Origin of the sequence: Aeromonas sp. R7-5 (assembly GCF_040908015.1) — a bacterium.
GTDB lineage: Bacteria > Pseudomonadota > Gammaproteobacteria > Enterobacterales > Aeromonadaceae > Aeromonas > Aeromonas caviae.
Map to the genome: position 1 here is coordinate 547,423 of NZ_JBFOCZ010000026.1, position 21,813 is coordinate 569,235.

The following is a 21,813-nucleotide window of genomic DNA, read 5'->3' on the forward strand; positions in this document are numbered from 1 at the left end:
AATAACCTCGTTCAAAAGTCTTTTTTGATTATTTATACCTGAACATACTCCCACAGACTCTGTGTCATCATAAGCTGAATCGCAGATAAACAGACTGTGTCCATGATGAGCCTCCTATTTATATCCAGCTAACCCCCGCTCCCATCGCAATCCTGAAGCTCCTCCCGAACGACTATCCGTGAACTCCCGGTAGTGCGGGGCCCCTGTGTTTGCAGCCATGCCACCGGCAATCAGACAAGATAATTTCATGAACTGTACTAACAAACCCGCCCTCTCCGGCGTCATGCTGGCGGCGATCGGCGTGGTCTATGGCGACATCGGCACCAGCCCGCTCTATACCCTGCGCGAGTGCCTCTCCGGCCAGTTCGGTTTCGGGGTGGAGCCCGCCTCCATCCAGGGCTTTCTCTCCCTGATCTTCTGGCTGCTGATCCTGGTGGTCTCGGTCAAGTATCTCGCCTTCGTGATGCGGGCGGACAACGCGGGCGAAGGGGGCATACTCACCCTGATGTCGCTCGCGACCCGCAACACCCCGGAAAAATGGACGCCGGTGCTGATCATCCTGGGGCTCGTCGGCGGCAGCTTCTTCTATGGCGAGGTGGTGATCACCCCGGCCATGTCGGTGATGTCGGCCATCGAGGGCCTGAAGATAGTGGCGCCTTCCCTGGACGCCTACATAGTGCCGCTCTCGGTGCTGGTGCTGACCCTGCTGTTTGCCATCCAGAAACACGGCACCGCCGCCGTGGGCAAGCTGTTTGCCCCCATCATGCTGATCTGGTTCCTGACCCTGGCGACATTGGGCCTTCGCAGCATCCTCCAGCACCCCGAGGTGCTGGGGGCGCTCAACCCCATCTGGGCGCTGCGCTTTTTTGCCAAGTACCAGACCGCCTCCTTCTTTGCTCTCGGCGCCGTGGTGCTGGCCATCACAGGGGTGGAAGCGCTCTACGCCGACATGGGCCATTTTGGCAAGAGTCCGATCCGGCGCGCCTGGTTTATGGTGGTGTTGCCCTCCCTGGTGCTCAACTACTTCGGCCAGGGGGCGCTGCTGCTGGCCCATCCCGAGGCCATCACCAACCCCTTCTTCCTGCTCGCCCCGAAATGGGCGCTGCTGCCGCTGCTGCTCTTGGCGACCCTGGCGACGGTGATCGCCTCGCAGGCCGTGATCTCCGGGGTCTTCTCCCTCACCCGGCAGGCGGTGCGGCTCGGTTATCTCTCACCCATCCGCATCGTGCACACCTCCGAGCAGGAGTCCGGCCAGATCTATATTCCGGTCATCAACTGGCTGCTCTATCTCTCTGTGGTGATCGTCATCATGAGCTTCGAGCACTCCAGCAACCTGGCGGCGGCCTATGGCATCGCCGTGACCGGCACCATGGTGCTCACCTCCATCCTCTCCTGCTCGGTGGCCCGCCACAGCTGGCACTGGCGCAAGCCGCTGGTAGCCACCCTCTTCGCCCTGCTGCTCGCCATCGACGTACCGCTCTTTGCCGCCAACCTCGCCAAGATCTTCTCCGGCGGTTGGCTGCCGCTCACCCTGGGGGCCGTCATGTTCACCCTGATGACCAGCTGGAAGAGCGAGCGCTTCCAGCTTATTCGCCGCCTGAACGAGCACGGCAACTCCCTGGAGCCCATGATAGCGTCGCTCGAAAAATCCCCGCCGACCCGGGTGGCGGGCACCGCCGTCTATCTGTCGCGGGTGGTCAACGTCATCCCCCATGCGCTCTTGCACAACCTCAAGCACAACAAGGTGCTGCACGAGCGCGTCATCCTGCTCACCCTGAAGGTGGAGGATGTGCCCTGTGTCCACAACGTGCGCCGGGTCTGCATCGAGCAGCTCTCCCCCACCTTCTGGCGGGTGGTGGCGAGTTACGGCTGGCGCGAGACCCCGAACATGGAGGAGATCTTCCACCGCTGCAACGCCGAGGGGCTGAGCTGCCGTATGATGGAGACCTCCTTCTTCATGGCCCACGAGTCCCTCATCATGAAGGAGCGCCCCTGGTACCTCTATCTGCGCGGCAAGCTCTTTATGCTGCTGCAGCGCAACGCCCTGCGGGCGCCGGATCAGTTCGAGATCCCGCCCAACCGGGTCATCGAGCTGGGATCCCAGGTGGATATCTGATGGCGGGCGCCGGGCCCAAGGTCATGGCACGCAAGAGGGAGGCAACCGCCTCCCTCTTTCATTGCTGAGCGCCTCTCTCTTCCGCCCGGGATCTCGAGCCGCCGGGGGACGTGGCGCCCCTCACAGGATCGCAAAGAAGCGCCGCATCTGGCACTCAAACCGGGGCGAGATCAAGGTATTGGGGACCAGGGCCCCGGTAAACTTGGCCCCCGCGGCAGGATGAGAGGCCCGCTTCCCTCCCCTGCCCAGGCTACGCCCCTTCTATCGCGACGCAGCCCGTTGCCCCCCGTTCGTTGCACCCGATGGCCCATGCCGTGGCGGCAGGCCAGCAGATGGGAGTTCGATATCGCATGACATCCCCCAGGATGATCGCCGGATGGCCGACCCTGTCGGCCCTCCCCAGCCTCCCTGTCATGAGGGAGGGTTCCCTGCCCCCCGGTTATCAGGGAGGGGCGCTGGCCCCTCTTTGGATGGCGCCATGACCACGTCGACACGCCTTCGACTGCGCCGGGAATTTCATATCGACGGCATCGTGCAGGGGGTCGGCTTTCGCCCCTTCGTCTATGGGCTGGCACTGCGCCACGGCCTTGCCGGTTATGTGTTGAACGATGCCAACGGCGTCACCATTGGCGCCGAAGGATCGCCCGAGCAGCTCGCCAGCTTTGCCCGCGAACTGCGGGAACTGGCGCCGCCCTTGAGCCGTATCGATCATTTCAGCGAGCAGGAACTGCCCCTTGCTCATGATCCCGACTTCGATGGCCAATTTCATGGCCAGTTTCGAATTAAAGCGAGCCAGCAGCAGAGCGCCGCCACGGTCGCCATCTCGCCTGATCAGGGGATGTGCGAGGCGTGCGCCCGGGATGTGGCCAATCCCAACGATCGCCACCACCACTACCCCTTTACCAACTGCACCCACTGCGGCCCGCGCTACACCATCATCCGCCGCCTCCCCTACGACAGACCCCATACCGCCATGGCGGGCTTTGCCATGTGCCCGCGCTGTGCGGCGGCCTATGAAAACCCGCTGGACAGACGCTACCACGCCCAGCCGGTGAGCTGCCCCGAGTGCGGGCCCCGTCTCAGCTGGCTCAGCGGCAATGGAAATGCGCTGGCCGAACGCGAAGAGGCCCTGCACGCCGCCGCCCGCGTCCTGCAAGCGGGAGCTCTGATTGCGGTCAAGGGGATGGGGGGTTATCACCTGATGTGTGATGCCCGCAATGAACAGAGTGTTGCCAGATTACGAATGCTCAAGCGGCGTGCGCGCAAGCCGCTGGCGGTGATGATGGGATCCCTTGCCGAGGCCAAACTGCATGTCACCGGCTGCGAGGCAGAGTGGACGCTGCTCGCCTCTCAGGCCAGACCCATTACTCTGCTGCGCAAGCGCAAAAATGATGATCGGCACTCAGAATCTGGACCGTCAGCCGCGCCGCTGGCCGAGGGGATCGCCCCCGGCATCCCCTACCTTGGCGTCATGCTCCCCTATACCCCGCTGCACCAGTTGCTGCTGGATGCCTGCGCCATGCCGCTGGTGGCCACCAGCGCCAATGGTCGCGGCAGCCCGATCCTCATCGAATGCGAGGCGGTGGTCAGGGAACTCGGCAGCGAGATTGACGGCATCCTGGATCACAACCGCCCCATCCTGCACCCCTGCGACGACAGTCTGGTGCAGTGGGCAGGCGGGCGGCGCCAGACGTTGCGCCTCGCCCGGGGCTACGCCCCCTGTACCCCCAGCCTGCAAGAGGCTGTCAGGGTGCCGCTCCTGGCGGTCGGGGCGCAGCAGAAGAACCAGCTGGCGCTCGCCTTCGGTCGCCAACGCATCTACAGCCCCTATATCGGCGATCTGCACAGCCTGCCGATGCAGGAGCACTTCGAGCAGACCCTGGCGACCTTTCGCGATCTCTACGATCTCAACCCCGAGTTGCTGGTATCGGATCGCCACCCGGGCTACCTCAGCCACCAGTGGGCCAGGGACTATTGCCGCCATCAGGGTGCAACCCACCTCGAGGTGCAGCACCATCACGCCCACCTGCTGGGGGTGATGGCCGAGCATGACATCACAGGCCCGGTGCTGGGTGTTGCCTTCGATGGCACCGGCCTTGGGGATGACGGCACCCTCTGGGGGGGCGAGCTGCTGCTCGCAGACGTTCAGAGCTTTACTCGCGTTGCCCACCTCAAACCCTTCAAGCTGATCGGCGGCGAGGCCGCCATCCGCGAGCCGGTGCGCCAGCTGCTGGGGCTGCTGTTTGAATCCTATGGCGTGGAGGAGATCAGCGCCCTCGATATACCGGCGATCAAGCAACTGCCCCTTAAGCGGATCAGCAACCTGCACCAGCTCTGGCAGCTAGGTCGAAACGCCCCCTACACCAGCTCCATCGGTCGGCTGTTCGATGCGGTGGCGGCGCTCTTGGGTGTGATCGACACCCCCGATTACGAGGGCGAAGCGGGGCTCCTGCTGGAAGCGGCCACCTTGCAGCTGGCCCCCGACGAACAACCCTTCCCCCTCGCCTTTGACCTCAGCCAATCAGCGGAAGGGCCACTGCAGATCGAGTGGGCAGAGCTCATCCATACCCTTGTCAGCGAGCAGAGAAAAGGCACCTCCACCGCCAGCCTGGCCGCCGGCTTTATCCGCGCCATCAGCAATCTGGTCATCGCCCTGGCCGAGCGCGTCCCCGGCTATCCGGTGGTACTCGGGGGCGGCGTTTTTCAAAACCGGGTGCTGATGGACCAGCTGGTGCCCGCTCTCGAAGCGGCCGGCCGGCAGGTATTGACCAGCGAAACCCTGCCGCTCAATGACGGTGGCATCGCCGCCGGTCAGCTCTGGTTTGCCATCCACCATCTTGCCACGCACCAGCCTGTCACAACCGGTTGTGCCACCTTGTCGGAGTCCTGAAATTCATGTGTCTATCCATCCCCTCTCAGGTGGTGCAGCTGCACCCCGAAGATAACTGCGTCACCGTCGACACCCTGGGGGTGCAGCGGCGCGTCAGCTGCATGCTGCTCGAAGAGCCTCTCAACATTGGCGACTATGTGTTGCTCCATATCGGCTTTGTGATGAGCAAGATTGACGACGAGGAGGCGCAGGCCAGCCTCGAGAGCTTCCGCCAGATGGTGGCCCTGATGCCCAAACAGGATATCTTGCCATGCTGACCTTGAATGATCTCTTTCAGGGCTTTCGCCAGCCCGAGGTGATCCGCGCCCTCGCCGCCCAGATCACCGAACTGGCCAAAGATCTGCCCGAGCCGCTGCGGGTGATGGAGGTGTGCGGCGGCCATACCCACACCATCATGAAGTACGGCCTGCACCAGTTGCTGCCGGCCAGCATCGAGTTTGTCCACGGCCCCGGCTGCCCGGTCTGCATCATGCCCAAAGAGCGCATCGATCAGGCCATCGAGCTGGCCCGCCAGCCCAGCGTCATTCTGGTCACCCTGGGGGACATGATCCGGGTGCCGGGCTCCAAGGGTACGCTGGCCCAGCAGCGCGCCAAGGGGAGCGATATCCGCCCCATCTATGACCCCCTCGACGCCCTGCGTATCGCCAAAGAGAATCCGGACAAAACCGTGGTCTTCTTCGCCATCGGCTTCGAGACCTCCACCCCGATGACAGCGGCGCTCTTGGCTGCTGCGGAAGAGCAAGGGATTGAGAACCTGCTGTTTCATATCAACCATGTGCTGGTGCCCCCCGCCATTCATGCGGTGATGGCCGACGGGGTGGCCAAGGTGAACGCCTTTATCGGCCCCTCCCACGTCAGCGTCATCACTGGCGCCGATATCTACCTGCCCATCGTCGAACGTTATCAGGTGCCGGTGGTGGTGAGTGGTTTCGAGCCGGTGGACGTGATGGAGGCGCTCTTGATGATGGTGCGCCAGAAGGTGGAGGGTCGCTACGCCCTGGAGGTGCAGTACAGCCGCGCGGTCACCGCCAGTGGCAATAAAACCGCTCAGCGGCTCGTCGAGCGCTTTTTCGAGACCCGCGAGCACTTTCGCTGGCGGGGCCTTGGGGATATCAACGCCTCCGCCCTGCGCCTGCGGGATGTCTTCGCCAAACGCGATGCGGAGCGCCACTTTCAACTCAATCAGACTCCCATCGATGACCACAAGGCGTGCCAGTGCGCCGATATCCTGCGCGGGCTGGCCAAACCGAACCAGTGCAACGTCTTTGGCCGGGGCTGCACCCCGACCCAGCCCATGGGCAGTTGCATGGTCAGCTCCGAAGGGGCCTGCAATGCCTACTACCGATATATGGGGATCCAGGAACGATGAGAGAAATCCAACTTAGCCACGGCGGTGGCGGCGTGGAGATGAACCAGCTGATCAACCAGCTCTTCTTTCGCCACTTTGGCAACGAGATCCTGTTGCGCGGTGAAGATGCCGCCCTGTTGCCGGTCAGCGGCCCCGTCGCCTTCACCACCGACAGCTTTACCGTCTCGCCGCTCTTCTTCGAGGGGGGCGATATCGGCAAGCTGGCCATCGCCGGTACGGTCAATGATCTCGCCATGATGGGAGCCAAGCCCGAGTATCTGAGCTGCAGCTTTATCATCGAGGAGGGCTTTCCCTACGCCGATCTCGCCCGCATCGTCGAGTCGATGGCGACTGAACTTGCCAAGAGCGGCGCCCGCATCGTCTGCGGCGATACCAAGGTGGTGCCCAAGGGGGCGGCCGACAAGATCTTCATCAACACCAGCGGGGTCGGCACCTTCCCGCTGCCCGAACAGAGCCGGGGCATCTCGGTACGGAGCCTCAAAGCCGGTGACGCCATCCTGGTGTCGCGGGATATCGGCAGCCATGGCGCCTGCATCCTGATGGCCCGTGACGCCCTGCAACTGGGATCGGATCTCAAGAGCGACTGCACCACCCTCTGGCCACAGGTTGAAGCGCTGTTGCAGGCAGGCATTACCCCTCACGCCCTGCGCGATGCCACCCGTGGCGGCCTCGCCGCCGTGCTCAACGAATGGAGTTGCGCCTCCCAGGTGACCATCGAACTGGAGGAGTCCGCCATTCCGGTGTGCGATCCGGTGCGGGGCCTGTGCGAACTCTACGGTTTCGAGCCCCATGATCTCGCCAACGAGGGGACCATGGTGCTGGCCCTGCCTGCCGAACAGGCGCAGGACGCGCTGGGCATCTTGCGGCAGTTCAACCCCAGCGCCAGCCAGATCGGCGTGGTGCAGGCAAGCGATCGCCACAAGGTGATCTTGAACAACCCCTGGGGCAGCCGCCGCTATCTGGAGTTGCCGCAAGGAGAACTGCTGCCGCGGATCTGTTGAGCGGCCATGCCATTCCGTCAATTACAGGGGGGAGTCACTCCTCCCCCTATCGGTTAAGGAGCCACCATGCACGAAATGTCTCTGGCCATGGCCGCCATCGATCTGGCGGCCGAACAGGCCACCCAGCGGGGCTTTACCAAGGTGACCGCCCTCTGGCTCGAGGTCGGCAGCTTCTCCTGCGTCGACCCGGACACCATTGCCTTCTGTTTCGAGGCGGCCGCCAAGGGCACCGTGGCCCAAGGCGCCCAGCTGCATTTTCAGCACCAGACGGCAGAAGCCTGGTGTTACGACTGCAACCAGACGGTCACCCTCACCGAGCGCGGGCAAGCCTGCCCCGGGTGTGGCGGATACAAATTACGAGTCGCGCAGGGTGATAGCCTGCGCATCACCGACATCGAGGTAAGTTGATATGTGTAGCGTATGCGGATGCGGCCAGGCGCGGATCGCCGGCCATGAGCACGATCATGAGCATCATCACGAACATGAACATCACCATGAACATGGTCATGAGCACGACCATCATCATGCTCATGACGCCCATCACCATCATGCCAACGAACAGAGTGCGCCGCGCACCCTGATCATTCACCACCACTATCACCATCAGGGAGATGTCCATCACCACTACCACGGGGTGCGGGCTCCCATAAGCCATGAGGGTCATGATCACCCCCATGAGCACCACCATGATCATGCCCACTCTCATGACCACGACCATTCCCACGCGCATCCCCATGATCACAGCCATGACCATGACCATGACCATCAGCAGGGTGATCTGCACTATGGCAAAGGGGAAGCGGGACTGTCGGTGCCCGGCATGGGGCAGCGCCAGCTGATCGCCATCGAGATGGATGTGCTGGCCAAGAACAATGCGCTGGCCGCCCACAACCGCGAGCACTTCACAGCTGCCGACCAGCTGGTGCTCAATCTGGTATCTAGCCCGGGTTCAGGCAAAACCACCCTGCTGTGCGAAACCCTGCGCCAGCTGGCCGACAAGCGCCCCTGCGCCGTGATCGAAGGGGATCAGCAGACCAGCGCCGATGCGGATCGCATCCGTGCCACCGGTGTGCCTGCCGTGCAGATCAACACCGGCAAGGGCTGCCATCTGGACGCCAAAATGGTCCACGACGCCTGCCACCAGCTGCCCGCCAATGAAGGAGGCATCCTCTTTATCGAGAACGTGGGCAATCTGGTCTGCCCCGCCAGCTTCGATCTTGGCGAGAAGTACAAGGTGGCGATCCTCTCCGTTACCGAGGGGGAAGAGAAGCCGCTGAAATACCCGGACATGTTTGCCGCCGCCCAGCTGATGGTGATCAACAAGACTGATCTGCTGCCCTATGTCAGCTTCGATGTCGCCCGCTGTATCGAGAACGCCAAACGGGTCAACCCCTATATCCAGGTGATCCAGGTCAGCGCCACCACAGGCGAAGGGATGGATGCCTGGCTGAACTGGCTGGCCACGGCCTGAACCAGAACCGGTTAAACGCCGCTGATAACGGTAGATAAAAGAGAGGGAGGCTGATGCCTCCCTCTCTTTTGTCTATGAACCTTGTCGGCCGTGCTATCTGTTCGGAGTAGCCAGCGTCCCCTCACCCTGGCCCTCTCCCCAGGGAGAGGGGACCGGTTCGTGGATGCCGCGACTATACGACGCCCTCAAACCCCTCAGGGGGCGCTCCGAGCATAACAACCAGCCATATTTTCAAACCCCTAGGTTCTCCAAACCCTAAACCCCGAGCGTGGTGAGATGGCACCTTCTGCTCCCTTCTCCCCTTGCGGGAGAAGGGCTGGGGATGAGGGGGAAGCCAATCCTCAGGCCACGCTACGGGCCATCGCCTCCTGCTCAGCCGTCTCCTCACCAAAGCGCAGCACCCGGTGGCAGATCTGGCGCAATAATGCCTGCTGGTGACTGAAGACAAGCATGCCAAGCCCGCGCTGCTCGCATTCAACCATCAACTCCCGCCAGAGCTGGCGCTGAATCTGCGGATCCAGCTGGGCAGTCACTTCGTCGGCAATCAGCAGTCGGGTGCGAGGATCGAGGGCGCGCAGCAACGCGATGCGGGCCAGCTCGCCACCGGAGAGCTGGCCGGGTTTACGGCCGAGCCATTCAGGCTTGACCATAAAGCGGGCCAGCATGGCCTCATCGGGGCGCCATACATCCCACAGCGCCAGCCCTGTGGTGCGATAGGGATTGAAGGTGAGCTCCGGGTGCTGGGGCACCAGCTGGATGGGGTTATAACCTTTTACCTGTTCAGGCACCGGCAGCCCATCCAGCAGGATCTGCCCGCCGGCCCCAACCGGTTGCCAACTCGCCAATACCCGCCCCAGGGTGGTTTTGCCATAACCGCTGGGGGCAGAGATGCCGAGCCGCTCGCCCGCTTTCACCGTCAGCGATAACCCCTGCCAGAGGGGACGTTCCCCCTGGACGATAGTGAGATTTCGTACTTCCAGCATCAGGAAACCTCCGGCACAGAGAAGAGCGCGTTGAACTCCGGCAGCGCCTGCCAGTGGGCTCTGAGCATCTCGCTCCCCTGCCCCTGGCGCAGATGGTGGCAACTCAAGGTATCGCTCACTTGGCCCTGATGCAGCGCCACAATGCGATCGGCAAAGCGGGCCGCCAGCGCCAGATCGTGGGTCACCCAGAGGATACCGCTGCCCTGATTGGCCAATTCACGCAACTGGCCGAGCAGCAGACAAGCCAGCCCCTCGTCGAGCCAGGCGGTGATCTCGTCCGCCAAAATGTAGCGGGCGCCGCCGAGCGCCGCAGTGCAGGCCAGAATGCGCTTGGCCATGCCGCCGGAGAGCTGGCGCGGGAATCTGTCCAGGGTGGTCGCGGGCAGCTGGTAGCGCAGCAACTGCTCGCCGAGCCGCTCGCGAGAACCGCTCTGGCCGCACAGACGTGCCGCACGGCCCAGCTGACGCTCCACCGTCAGCAATGGATTGAGGGCGCTCACCCCCTGCGGCACATAGCAGAGAGTGTGACCGCGCAGACGGGCGCGGCTGGCATCGCACAGAGGCGTGCCATCGAGGAAGATGCTGCCGCGCATCCGCAGGTTGTCCGGCAGCAATGTCAGGGCGCTTTGCAGCAACAGGCTCTTGCCCTCGCCGCTCCCCCCCACCAGCGCCACTATCTCCCCCGGCGCCACTTGCAGGCTGATATCGGTCAGCAAAGGCTGCCAGCTGCGCCGCCCCAGCCAAGAGTAGTGGGCCGCCTCTATGGTCACCTGATCAAAACTCAGCATGGTTCACTCCTGTGCCACAACAGCTGTTGCAAGGCGCGGGTAGCCTGATCAAAGAGCAACACCAACAGCAGCAACATCAGCCCCGGGAAGAGGGCCAGCCACCAGCCGCCGCCGGCCAGATAACGCAGGGCATCGGCCAGCAGCAGGCCCAGCGAGGCCTCGTGGGCCGCCAGACCAAAGCCGAGAAAGCTCAGCGCCGCGCTGTGCAGCACCGCATGGGGAAACATCAGCAAAGTCCCGATAAACCACTGGGGCAACAACCCCGGCAGCAGGTGGATGCGCCAGCGACGCAGCGCCCCCATCCCCTGACAACGGGCCAGCACCATATAGTCACTGCAGGCGATCCGCCGCGCCTCGGCGCAGAGAATGAGCGCCAGCTTGGGCCAGTGGGTGAGTGCCACCGCCAGGATCACCCCGCGCATGCCGCCCCCTGCGGTAAAGCAGATGAGGATCAGCAGCAGCATATGGGGCAGCGCCAGCATGGCGTCGATCACCATTCGCACCGCCGCATCACATCTGGGGTGAACCAGCGAAAAGCTTGCCGCCACCATAGCCAGCAGCCCACTGCAGAGCGCCGTGCTGATCCCCAGCTCCAGACTGGTGAGGGTGCCCTGAAAGGCCCGCAACCAGAGATCACGCCCCATCTGATCGGTGCCGAACCAGTGGGTCAGCGAGGGGGGCTGCTGGCGCGCCAGCAGATCCATCGGCACATCCTGATGAGAGAGGCTCCAGCCGTAGGCGGCCAGCAGCGCCAATCCGAGCAGGGCAAAACCCAGCCGCAGTATGGAGGGAAGCGGATTAAACAGCATGCTCACCCTCCCAGCCCCGATTGATGCGGGCCAGCAGCACCCGCGCCGCCGTGTTGCCCAAAAAGACCAGCAGGGTGCAGAAGAGCACGATTCCCATCAGCAAGGGGATATCCCCCCTCAGCCCCGCATCCACGGTGGCCTGGCCGAGCCCCGGATAGGAGAAAACCTTCTCTGCCAACAGGGATCCGCCAATCAGCTCACCGAGGGAGGCAAACTGCAGACAAATGGCCGGGGTCAGGGCGTGGCGCAGCACATGAAAGCGCAGCATGGGCCAGCCGCCATCCCCCTGGGCGCGGGCATAGCGAATAAAATCGCTCGCCAGCACCTCGGCTACCCGCGCCCGGGTATGCAGCGCGATATTGCCCACCCCGAGCAGCGCCAGTGTGGTCACCGGCAGCAGCAGATGACGCAAGCGCATGGCCCAATCCGCCTCATCGGCAGCGAGCCCCGGCGTCCAGGCGCAGCAGACTGGTAACAGTGGCCAGTGCACCGCAAACAGGGCGAGCAGCAAGAGGCCCACCCAGAAGGTGGGCAAGGAGGCGAGCAGATAGGCAAACCGGCAAATCAGGCGATCGGGCCAGCGGTTGAGATAGCGACCGGCGCAGAGGCCCAGCAAAATCCCGAAAAAGCCGGAGAGCAGCCAGGCGCCCGCCAGCAGCAGGAAAGAGGCAGCAAAGCGCTGGCCTATGACTTCCCCCACAGGCGCGTTGTAGAGCATGGAGTAACCGAGATCCCCCTGCAGCACCTGGCTAAACCAGTGCCAATAGCGCAGCCAGAGCGGCTGATCCAGCCCCCAGCGGGCGGCTATGCGGGCGTATTGCTCCGGCGGCACATGGAGCAGATCGTTGCCGATATAGGCCTTGATGGGGTCGATGGGGGAGTAACTCAGCAGCACAAAGGTGGCGACCGAGACCAGACATAACAGCCCTGCCAGACGCAGCAGGGCTTTTAGCAACAGATAACCTGAATGACTCAAGGGCGAACTTACCGGCACGTCCACCGCCAATCCTGCAGGTTGTTGAGCAGGGACCAGCTACCGTGGATTTCCGGCGCCCCCTTGCCAAGGTCGATGCAACGGTTGGCGAGATAGGTGTGCTGCACGTTGAGCAGCCAGGCCCAGGCGGCATCTCCCTGCACTCCGGCGCCGGTCTTGCCATCCCACTCCACCTGCTGCCAGAACGGCACGGCCGCCTGCCAGTTCGGGGCATCCAGCGCCTGCTTGAGGTGGCCATCCACCACAGGGTTGCTGTAGTAGCCCGGGTTGTAGAACTCCACGCCACCGGAGCCGCTCTGGTAGTGGTGATAGAGCTCCATGGGATCCAGACTCCCCCACCCCATCAGCACTGGGTTGGCGTGCATCTCACGCTCCACCTGCTCCCAGCTGCCGGACTTGAGGCTCACCTCAAGACCGATGGACTTGAGCATGGCGCGCACCGCTTCCGCCAGATCCCGGCGGGTGCTGTCGCCACTGGTGTACCAGAGGGTAAAGGCGGCGCGCAGGTCGCCCTTGTGGCGAATGCCGTCACTGCCCATCTTCCAGCCGGCCTCGTCGAGCAGGGCGTTGGCGTGGGCAGCATCCCCATCCTTGAAGGCGGTGGCCTTGTTCAGCCAGGGCAAGCCTTCTACCGCGCTGTAGGCGGGGATGGCATGTCCTTCCAGCAGTTGGTCGGCCAGCAGCTTGCGGTCGATGGCGTAGTTGATGGCGCGGCGCACCGCCACATCCGAGGTCACGTCGTTGCCGATGGGATACCCCTTGGCATCCTTACCGCCCGCCGGCGGAATGGGGAAGACGATACCGCGGTTCTCCACGCTCGGCCGTACCCAGAGCTTGAGGGAAGCAGGCACGGTAGGCGCCAGTGACGGGGCGATACGCACCACATCGAGCTGGCTGCTCTGGGCGGCGGCGTAGGCGCTCTCTTCATCGATAAAGACAAACACCAGCCGTTTGAAGTCATTGCTGCCACCGGCGTAATGGGGGTTTGCCTCTACCACCAGTTGTTGACCGGGCAGGAAGCTCACCAGCCGGTAAGGGCCGGCACCGACCGGCTTTTGGGCATATGCTTTTGCGTCGTAATCCTTCTTCGACACTATCCCCAAGGATCCCAGCACGTTGACGAAGGTGCTCTGGGGGGCGCTAAGAGTGATGGCAACCTCGGTGGACGAGAGCACCTTGGCCGAGACAAAGTTGCCCATGTCGATCTTGCCGCCACCCTGGGCTGCGCTGTTGTAGGTAAAGGCCACATCTTCGGCGGTGAGCGGCGCGCCGTTGGAGAATGTCAGGTCAGGCTTGAGGGTAATGATCCACCCCTTGCCATCCTGGTTCGGAGTCACCGATTGGGTGAGCACATTCTGCCAGCTGAGGTCGGCGTTCTGTTTGAGCAGCGGGCTGTGCAACAGCAGGTAGCTGCCGTGGCTCCAGCCAAGCAGAGGGTCAAACCCTTCGGTGGGCTCACTGCCAATGGCGAGCTTGAGTTCGGCGGGGACGGGCTGGGCCGCCTGCGCCATGGTAGAGAAACCGCCCGAGAGCAGGGCCAGCAGGGGCAGTGCCCGCACCAGGACTGGCGCACCCAGCAGGCCATCGACGCGGCCATGTTCAATCTTCATCATGATCCTTGTTCCCAGGATTCACTCGCAGAGATGCAACGCCACCTCAATGAGGCGAGTGAGGGGCCCATGCCGGCCCCTGTCTCAAACTGACGCGCCCGGTTGTCGGCACGCCTTGGTCTCAGGACTTTCGTCCCCCGAACAGTCGTCGGCGCCCCAGATCCACGCCGCCCTCCCTCTGCTGCACCGGAAGCGAAAGCAACATCTTGAGGGTGCTGCTCACCAGCGCCCGCCCTTCGTCGGCCCCCAGATGCGGGTCGATGGGGGACATGAGCGAGCAGGCCAGCAACTGCCCCGTCTCGGGCAAGGCCCCCACCATAAAGGTCATGTTGCCGCAGGGAAGCTGCAGGGCGAGCCGATCGCTGCTGCCGCGCACCGGCCATAGCTGATCCGGCCCCGGCAGCACCACCACGCTCAGCATCCAGGGGGTGAGCACGCAGCCAAGCCACTGCCCTTCAAACAGGGTGCACTCTGCGACTATGGGCATGGCCGGGTGATAGAACGGCAGGGCCTGCATCTCTTGCTGCGCGATCCGCTCGTACTGGGCTACCAGCAATGGCGCGGGATTCGCGGCAAAACCGGCGAACTCCTGCGCCGACTCTGTCGCGGCTTCGTTCACTGTCTTGTTCACTACCTCATTCACAATGGATTGCGCCATACGCCCTCCCGCGCTCGCTCGGCCTTCTCCTGCTCAGAGAGCGGAATGGCCGGTGCTCCCAGACTGGCCAACAGGGTCAGGATCCGATCCGTCGCCTCCCCCAACGCCGCCACCACCACGGGAGTGAGGCCGATGCGGGGTTCGAGGGATTCGGGCTCGACCCCGATCAGGGTGAGCCGCCTGGGGGATTCCCCCGTCATGTGCAGCGCCGAGAGCACGTCCGCCAGCCCCAGTTGATGGGGGGAGATCTTGCGACCGAACAGGGTCGGGATCTCCTCATCCTTCAGGGTCACCACGGTACCCGGCGGATTGCCGCTGCGCACCGCGTCCGCCAGTATGATGTGGTCGCGACTGGCCATCGCTTCGAGCAGCTCCATGCCGGCGGTGCCGCCGTCCAGCAGCTCGATGCCGGGGGCGAAGCGGTAGTCGCGCTCCAGCCCCTCGACGATCCGCACGCCGACGGCCTCATCGCTCAACAGCAGATTGCCCACGCCCAGGATCAGGGTGTTCATCACAGCACCTTCACCTGAGTTGTTTCACCACTCTGGGTATCCACCACGTGCACCGCGCAGGACATGCAGGGGTCGAACGAGTGGATGGTGCGCACCACTTCCAGCGGCTTGGCCGGATCGGCCACCGGGGTGCCCACCAGGGACTGCTCGTAGGGGCCGGGCTCGTCGTTGAAGTTGCGCGGGCCCGAGTTCCAGGTGGAGGGCACCACCGCCTGATAGTTGGCGATCTTGCCGCCCTTGATGACGACCCAGTGGGAGAGCATGCCGCGCGGCGCCTCTTCAAAGCCCACCCCGCGAAACTCCTTATCCGCCGGGATCTCGGCCTTGATATAGGCGGTGACATCCCCCTTGCCGATGTTGTCCACCAGCGCCTTCCATTGATGGGACAGGGTATCTTTGAGCACGCAGCAGCGCACCGCACGGCCGATGATGCGGCCCAGGGTGGAGTGCAGCTGTTCAGTCTTGATGGCCGAACCGGTCAGCGCCTTGTAGATGCCGCTCAGCTGATCGAAGTGCGCCACCGTCTCCGGGTGCTTGGCGGCGAGCTTGACCAAGAGGTCTGCGAGCGGCCCCACCTCCACCACCTTGCCGTAGAAGGTGGGAGACTTGACCCAGGAGTACTTGCCGTCATCCTGCCAGCCGGTGTAATCGGGCTCGGTCTTGCCCTCCCAGGGCTTGAGGGGGGCGTCATCCTTGTACCAGGCGTGCTTGTTGCTCTCGGCAATGCCATCCATCAGCCACGCATCCTGATGGCTCTCGATGGGGCGATAACCCGCCAGATTGCCATTCTCGATGTAGCCGCCCGGCATCAGGAAGCTGCCGCCGTCGGCGTCGGTCGGGAGCTCGGGCACGCTCAGGTAGTGCCTGGCCCCCTGCCCTAGGTTCAGCCACTCGGGGTAGTGGGCGGCGATGATGGCGGCATCCACCTTGTAGACCTGCTCGATAAACTCGCCGAGCCGGTCGATAAAGCTCTTCACATAGAGCAGCCGCTCGAGGTTCAGCACGCTCGGTGCATCCAGGTTGATGGGGTTGGCCACCCCGCCCACCGCCAGGTTCTGGATGTGGGGGGTCTTGCCGCCGAGGATGGCGACGATGCGGTTGGCATCGCGCTGGCACTCCAGCGCCTGCAGGTAGTGGGCCACGGCGATGAGGTTCACCTCCGGGCTCAGCTTCATCGCCTTGTGGCCCCAGTAGCCGTTGGCGAAGATGCCGAGCTGGCCACTCGCCACCAGGGCGCGGATCTTCTCCTGCACCTTGGTCAGCTCATCGGCGCTGTTGAGGGACCAGGTCGATACCCCCTTGAGCATGTCCGCCGCCTTTTGCGGATTGGCCTGCAGTGCGGCGGTGATGTCCACCCAGTCCAGCGCGGAGAGCTGATAGAAGTGGACGATGTGATCGTGGATGTTGTGGGCCGCGATGATGAGGTTGCGGATGTACTGGGCGTTGACCGGCACCTTGGCGCCGATGGCGTTCTCCACCGCCCGCACCGAGGCGATGGCGTGAATGGAGGTGCACACCCCGCAGATGCGCTGCACTATCATCCAGGCATCGCGCGGGTCGTTGCCCTTGACGATCTCCTCCATCCCGCGCCACATTGTGCCGGACGACCAGGCCTTGGTGACGACGCCGCCTTCGATTTCACAGTCGATACGCAGGTGACCCTCGATGCGGGTGATGGGGTCTATGGTGATACGTTGGCTCATACGTTGGCTTTCCCTCGGGCCTGATAATCTTGGTGAACACGTTCAAGTGATGGCAGTACCGGCAAGAGCCGGATCAGCAGCAAATAGGCACACACCTCGATGGCGACGAAGCCCAGGGAGATCAGCACTTCCGCCGCGGAGGGGAAGTAGTGGTAGCCATTGCCGGGGTTGAAGGCGAGCAGGGAGTAGTCCAGTCGCCAGAGGGCTGCGCCCAGCAGCATGCTGAGGGCCCCCAGGAACAACATGCGCGAATCGCGGCGGCTCTTGTCCCAGTGGAACACCAGCAGCGGGAAGATCATCAGCGCGATCTCGCTCCAGAACATCAAGGCGTAGCGATTCCACTGGGAGAGGTACTCCGACTTGTCGTTGATGACGATCTCGGCAAAGCGCAGCGCCACGAACAGGATCAGGAAGATGTCGATCACCTGGGTCAGCTTGTAGAAGAGCGACTTCTCGTTGGGGCCGCGCCCCGCCAGCCCCGCCTGCACCAAAGATCCTTCAAACACCACGATGGAGAAGCCCATGATGAAGGCGGTCAGAAGCGAAAAGACCGGCAGCAGCTCGTAGCTTTGCCAGAGCGGATGGATCTTCTCCCCCGCCACTATCATCAGTGACCCCATGGAGGATTGGTGCATGGTGGGCAACAGGGCCCCCAGCGCCAGGATGAAGAACATGATCTTGTTGAGCCGTGCCATGGAGCTCTTCCAGCCGAACTTCTCCAGGAGCACGGGGGCAAACTCCAGCGCCATCACCCCGATGTAGATGGTCATGCAGACCGCCGTCTCGAACAGCACCGAAGAGGTGTTGAAGTGACCGGGCAGGTAGAAATAGGGCAGGTTCCAGTAACGGCCGACGTCTATGGTGATGGAGAGGCCGCCCAGGGAATAACCGAACAGGCTCGCCAGCAGGGCCGGCCTTACCAGGGGGTGATACTCGCCCCGGTTGAAGACGTAAACCGCCCAGGCCAGTGCCCAGCCACCGCAGGCGAAACCGGTGCCAATCAAAAGGTCAAAGGAGATCCAGAGCCCCCAGGGGTAGCCGCCGTTCAAGTCGGTGACCGAGCCCAGCCCGAAGATGAGGCGCTTGAGAATAAGCATGCCGCACAGGATGACGAACGGCGCCAGCACCATGACCGGCCAGCTGACCAGCCTGCCCCCCAGCGGATGTGCCTTGTGATTACTCATGATCCTTGCCTCCCGATTGCTTGTCATGGCCCGCGTGCGAGTCATGATCGTCGCCATCCTGATGGTCCTTGGTGTTGCGGCGAATGAGCACCGAGAGCCCGGTCAGCACCACCAGCGGCAGCACCATTCCCTTGTAGAGGGTGTGCTGGATGTGCTCGGAGCGCGCCCCGGAGGAGAGCTCCGGCAAGTCAGGCATGTCGAGCTTGGTATAGGGCACCCCGGCCAGCACCAGCACCTGGGTACCGCCCCCCTCCTTCTCGCCATAGACGTAAGGCTGGTAGTTGGGCACTTCGTGCAGGTAGGGATCGTTGGCGCTGAAGGTCTGGCGCGGGTAGGCATATTCGCTGCCCGGGGTGGCCAGCAGCCGGCGCTTGGCCTCGGCCATCAGCGCCTCGCGGGTGCCAAAGATGACGGCGCCGGTGGGGCACACCTCGACGCAGCCGGGCAATTTGCCCTGATCGATGCGCTCAAGCCCCTTCTGGTTGCAGAGCTCGCACTTGTGGATCGCCCCGAACGGGTTGTCGTAGTCATATTTGGGCACGTCGAACGGGCAGCCCACCATGCAGTAGCGGCAGCCGGTGCAGACGTCCGGGTCGTAATGAACGATGCCGGTCTTGGGATCCTTGGTCAGCGCCTGCACCGGGCAGACGGAGACGCAGTTGGGATCGACACAGTGCATGCACTGCTTCTTGATGTAGGCATAGCCATCCACCAGCTGATCCTTGTGCTCACCCGTGCCGTTCTTCCACACCTGAATGATGTTGTTGGTGTAGGGGCTCAGCTTGTCGTTGTTGGACCAGGTCGCTTCCCCGGCCGGATTGGCCGGGTTGCCGTTGAGGCGCTGACACTCCGCCACACAGGCCTGGCAGCCGATGCAGAGGGTGGAGTCGTAGAGCATGCCGAGTGCGCCGGGAATGGGCGGCTTGTTCTCGGCCGCCGCCAGCGCGGTGCCGGAGACGGTGGCGCCCGCCGCCAGCGCACCGACGGAGGCGAATTTGAGGAAGTTGCGTCTGTTCACGGTCACTCCTCCCGTGAGGTGTGCTGCCCGGCTTCATGGCGCTTCTGCTGGCGACCGAGCTCGCGCACCGTCATCAGACTCACCCCGACCAGCACCCCGAGCGCCCCACCGATAAGGCCGGTGGCGGTGGGCGACATGTGTCCTCCCTCCTGGATGGCCACGTCGGGCTTGTTCACCCGCGGAGTAGGATTCTCCACCTTGGCGAGCTGGAAGATCCCCTTGCTGAACCCCACTCCCTGCTCGTTGCAGCCGTAGCAGGGATGGCCTATGCCCACCGGCCAGATGCCGCCGCCCACGTCGCAGAACTCCAGGGTCGAGCAGTTGCCGTAGGTCTCCGGCCCCTTGCAGCCCAGGTGATAGAGACACCAGCCCTGACGGTGGCCCTCGTCACCAAACTCCTTGGCGAAACGGCCGGCGTCGAAGTGCGGGCGACGCTCGCAGTTTTCGTGGATGAGCCGCTCATAGGCAAACAGCGGCCGCTTCTTGGCATCGAGCGCCGGCAGCTTGCCGTAGGTGATGTAGTAGGCGACCGTGGTGAGGAAGTTGTGGGGATTGGGCGGGCAGCCCGGGATATTGATAATCGGCGTGCCGAGGTTGCCGAGGGCCTCCTCCAGGCTGACGGCACCGGTCGGGTTACCGCCGCTGGCGGGCACCCCGCCCCAGGCGGCGCAGGAGCCGATGGCGATGACGGCAGCCGCATCGGCAGCCGCGCGGCGAATATGGTCGACGATGGGCTCACCGGCCACCATGCAGTAGATGCCCCCATCTTTAAGCGGGATGGAGCCATCCACCACCAGCACATACTTGCCCTTGTAGCGCTCAATGGCGTTGTGCTTGTTCTCTTCGGCCTGATGGCCGAAGGCCGCCGAGAGCACCTCGTGATACTCCAGCGAAATGGTGTTGAGGATCAGGTTCTCGATGGTGGGGTGGGTGGCGCGCAGCAGCGACTCGGTGCAACCGGTACACTCCTGCGCCCCTATCCAGATCACCGGTGGCCGCTCGGGGCTGGTGAGCGCGGTGGCCATCTTGGCCACGGCATGCTGGCTTAATCCAAGGGTTGCGGCCATTCCGGCGCACAATTTCATAAAGTCACGGCGATTAATTCCATGAGCCGATAAAAAAGTATCCTCGACCATTCTTCTTATTCCCGTCAGTGAGCATTGTTTGACAAATGCTTAATGGCGGGAATGCTATTCCTCCCCCTCCTCCTTTATGTTGATCTCCATCAAGTCGAACCCTATTAATGCCTCTGTTGGACTGGAGAGTGAAATTAAAAAAGCTATATGCCACATGCATTTATTATTTGCTAAGCCCCCAAAAACACCCACGAAGAGGTATTTCAAGAAAAACCTAATTAACACCATATAAATTACGTCTTTGTTTTCGGCATGAAATTATAAAAATGAAAGCATTGTCACAGAATCCTTGCCCCATGAATGATAAGGCGGCTCATGATATTATGATAATTGCTTGCTTGGGAAACAAGCGGAAATGTAGCAAGACATGAAAAATTAATCATCATGCTAGATTACTGAACATAAGTTGCAGGTGATCGCATCCGACAACCTCGTTTGCTAATACCACACTTCACTGAGTTTCTACCACCATGTCCAATGACCCTCAGGAGATAAATGCTGCCAAGATCGGCCCCCTGACTCAGGAAAAAACAATAGAGGTAATGCTATAATAGATTTTGTGTAATTTTATAAAAGCACCTGCCTTAAGCCGGTGTCACGCATAATAATTTAATATCAATCTTCATCTGCATGAAATAACAGCCAATTCTTTTCCATTCTGTGTGACTGAAATTTCGCCCTTTTCAGGAGATACATTGTAGCTAGTATTTTTATTTTTGAAAATAAACCTATCACCAACTAAGGAGTAGTCATTGAGAGATATTTCTTTTTTCTGCTTACCATAAGCATAGGTTATATCTCCTGAAAATGGAGAGTAACATAAATTTAAATAACGCCCCGACGTGGTCTTACAATAATAAAAAACGCGATCTCCACTGTCACAAATTTTGCTTCCTGTGCTTTCTGACAGTTCATCTATCTCAATATATCGCATTTTACTGTATAAGTCAGGCACTTCACTATTTACATGAATATATGGGACATCTATTATTTTGCTTATGATGGCAGAATCCTCATTTGCCACCCCTTCCAAATTTATTTTAGTAATATCATTACCTTTATTTATCTCACCAATACCACTTACTCGCTCCTCGCCAGCGCTTGTAAATATAGATGCACTACCTATATAATTAATTTTCCCAGTAATATCAAAATAATATACTGCGCTCACATTAGGCCTATCAGCAACAACTGAAATTTTTATAACTCCATTATCGCTTACTTTTTTACATGAACTATTTTCAGATGTAAAAGGTACCGTAAATGATTCCACCTCCTCATTATATTTTATAGAAAGCATGCTAATCGGCTCACCGTTTTCAGTTTTAGTTTCAACTTGATGAGATATTTCATCTGAGCAGCCTTCAATAGCGTATACCCATGAAGGTAAAAGACCACAAATAGTCAATAAAAAAAAGAGAGGTGGATTATTCATTAACAGACTCCAGATCTTGATTCGCTTTCCTAACCATTGAACCATCTTTATACGCGCTATACCATTTAGAGTCTTTAAGAGCACTTTCAGAAAACTCAAACTTTTTAAATTTCAATTTGGAAAAGTCTACATTTCT

The 21,813-nt window shown here is 61.4% G+C and carries 20 protein-coding genes; 7 read left to right on the top strand and 13 right to left on the bottom strand.

Annotation, left to right across the window (positions count from 1 at the left end; genetic code table 11):
• Positions 1-247 precede the first annotated feature (247 nt).
• The 6 genes from kup (at position 248) to hypA (ending at position 7,784) form a co-directional block, all read left to right on the top strand.
• On the top strand, positions 248-2,116 hold the full coding sequence (kup, locus tag AB5Y53_RS10985) for a low affinity potassium transporter Kup (RefSeq protein ID WP_368181982.1): 1,869 nt from the start codon (positions 248-250) through the stop codon (positions 2,114-2,116).
• A gap of 478 nt (positions 2,117-2,594) precedes the next feature.
• The gene (gene hypF, locus AB5Y53_RS10990) at positions 2,595-5,006 is read left to right on the top strand and encodes a carbamoyltransferase HypF (protein ID WP_368181983.1); all 2,412 of its coding nucleotides are present in this window, start codon (positions 2,595-2,597) and stop codon (positions 5,004-5,006) included.
• A gap of 5 nt (positions 5,007-5,011) precedes the next feature.
• Positions 5,012-5,263: a HypC/HybG/HupF family hydrogenase formation chaperone gene (locus tag AB5Y53_RS10995; RefSeq protein ID WP_069652611.1), complete on the top strand. Its 252-nt coding sequence runs from the start codon at positions 5,012-5,014 to the stop codon at positions 5,261-5,263.
• On the top strand, positions 5,257-6,375 hold the full coding sequence (gene hypD / locus AB5Y53_RS11000) for a hydrogenase formation protein HypD (RefSeq protein WP_368181984.1): 1,119 nt from the start codon (positions 5,257-5,259) through the stop codon (positions 6,373-6,375). Before AB5Y53_RS10995 ends, hypD begins: the two co-directional genes overlap by 7 nt.
• Positions 6,372-7,376 carry a hydrogenase expression/formation protein HypE gene (gene hypE, locus AB5Y53_RS11005; RefSeq protein ID WP_368181985.1) on the top strand — a complete coding sequence of 335 codons (1,005 nt, stop codon included), beginning with the start codon at positions 6,372-6,374 and terminating at the stop codon, positions 7,374-7,376. Before hypD ends, hypE begins: the two co-directional genes overlap by 4 nt.
• Positions 7,377-7,442: 66 nt before the next feature.
• The gene (gene hypA, locus AB5Y53_RS11010; protein ID WP_368181987.1) at positions 7,443-7,784 is read left to right on the top strand and encodes a hydrogenase maturation nickel metallochaperone HypA; all 342 of its coding nucleotides are present in this window, start codon (positions 7,443-7,445) and stop codon (positions 7,782-7,784) included.
• On the opposite strand, the gene AB5Y53_RS11015 is transcribed toward hypA, so the two are convergent.
• Positions 7,762-8,142, bottom strand: coding sequence for a hypothetical protein (locus AB5Y53_RS11015; RefSeq protein ID WP_368181989.1), 381 nt, complete (start codon positions 8,140-8,142; stop codon positions 7,762-7,764). The two genes, hypA and AB5Y53_RS11015, sit on opposite strands and share 23 nt — an antisense overlap.
• Between AB5Y53_RS11015 and hypB the strand changes: the two genes are divergently transcribed.
• Complete coding sequence (gene hypB, locus AB5Y53_RS11020; protein WP_368182014.1) at positions 8,023-8,847, top strand: hydrogenase nickel incorporation protein HypB; 825 nt, start codon at positions 8,023-8,025, stop codon at positions 8,845-8,847. The two genes, AB5Y53_RS11015 and hypB, sit on opposite strands and share 120 nt — an antisense overlap.
• Before the next feature lie 341 nt (positions 8,848-9,188).
• Here the strand turns inward: hypB and AB5Y53_RS11025 are convergent, their stop codons facing one another.
• The 12 genes from AB5Y53_RS11025 to AB5Y53_RS11080 form a co-directional block, all read right to left on the bottom strand.
• The gene (locus tag AB5Y53_RS11025) at positions 9,189-9,830 is read right to left on the bottom strand and encodes an ATP-binding cassette domain-containing protein (protein WP_368181990.1); all 642 of its coding nucleotides are present in this window, start codon (positions 9,828-9,830) and stop codon (positions 9,189-9,191) included.
• Positions 9,830-10,618: an ATP-binding cassette domain-containing protein gene (locus AB5Y53_RS11030; RefSeq protein WP_368181991.1), complete on the bottom strand. Its 789-nt coding sequence runs from the start codon at positions 10,616-10,618 to the stop codon at positions 9,830-9,832. Before AB5Y53_RS11030 ends, AB5Y53_RS11025 begins: the two co-directional genes overlap by 1 nt.
• Complete coding sequence (locus AB5Y53_RS11035; protein WP_368181992.1) at positions 10,612-11,427, bottom strand: ABC transporter permease; 816 nt, start codon at positions 11,425-11,427, stop codon at positions 10,612-10,614. The genes AB5Y53_RS11030 and AB5Y53_RS11035 overlap by 7 nt, the downstream gene beginning before the upstream one ends.
• Positions 11,417-12,427 (bottom strand): ABC transporter permease, encoded by a 1,011-nt coding sequence (locus AB5Y53_RS11040; protein ID WP_368181993.1) that lies wholly within the window; start codon positions 12,425-12,427, stop codon positions 11,417-11,419. The genes AB5Y53_RS11035 and AB5Y53_RS11040 overlap by 11 nt, the downstream gene beginning before the upstream one ends.
• A complete protein-coding gene (locus AB5Y53_RS11045; protein ID WP_368181994.1) occupies positions 12,412-14,031 on the bottom strand; it encodes an ABC transporter substrate-binding protein in 1,620 nt (539 codons plus the stop codon). Before AB5Y53_RS11045 ends, AB5Y53_RS11040 begins: the two co-directional genes overlap by 16 nt.
• 121 nt (positions 14,032-14,152) lie before the next feature.
• Positions 14,153-14,689, bottom strand: coding sequence for a hydrogenase-2 assembly chaperone (gene hybE, locus AB5Y53_RS11050; RefSeq protein ID WP_368181996.1), 537 nt, complete (start codon positions 14,687-14,689; stop codon positions 14,153-14,155).
• Positions 14,671-15,201 carry a HyaD/HybD family hydrogenase maturation endopeptidase gene (locus AB5Y53_RS11055; RefSeq protein WP_275115938.1) on the bottom strand — a complete coding sequence of 177 codons (531 nt, stop codon included), beginning with the start codon at positions 15,199-15,201 and terminating at the stop codon, positions 14,671-14,673. Before AB5Y53_RS11055 ends, hybE begins: the two co-directional genes overlap by 19 nt.
• The gene (hybC, locus tag AB5Y53_RS11060) at positions 15,201-16,904 is read right to left on the bottom strand and encodes a hydrogenase 2 large subunit (protein ID WP_368181998.1); all 1,704 of its coding nucleotides are present in this window, start codon (positions 16,902-16,904) and stop codon (positions 15,201-15,203) included. The genes AB5Y53_RS11055 and hybC overlap by 1 nt, the downstream gene beginning before the upstream one ends.
• Entirely contained in the window at positions 16,901-18,088 is a 1,188-nt protein-coding gene (gene hybB / locus AB5Y53_RS11065; RefSeq protein ID WP_368181999.1) for a Ni/Fe-hydrogenase cytochrome b subunit, read from the bottom strand. Before hybB ends, hybC begins: the two co-directional genes overlap by 4 nt.
• Positions 18,081-19,106, bottom strand: coding sequence for a hydrogenase 2 operon protein HybA (gene hybA / locus AB5Y53_RS11070; RefSeq protein ID WP_368182001.1), 1,026 nt, complete (start codon positions 19,104-19,106; stop codon positions 18,081-18,083). Before hybA ends, hybB begins: the two co-directional genes overlap by 8 nt.
• A 2-nt stretch (positions 19,107-19,108) precedes the next feature.
• Positions 19,109-20,242: a hydrogenase 2 small subunit gene (gene hybO / locus AB5Y53_RS11075; RefSeq protein ID WP_011706350.1), complete on the bottom strand. Its 1,134-nt coding sequence runs from the start codon at positions 20,240-20,242 to the stop codon at positions 19,109-19,111.
• A 622-nt stretch (positions 20,243-20,864) separates the two neighbouring features.
• On the bottom strand, positions 20,865-21,677 hold the full coding sequence (locus AB5Y53_RS11080) for a hypothetical protein (protein WP_214005782.1): 813 nt from the start codon (positions 21,675-21,677) through the stop codon (positions 20,865-20,867).
• Positions 21,678-21,813 lie beyond the last annotated feature (136 nt).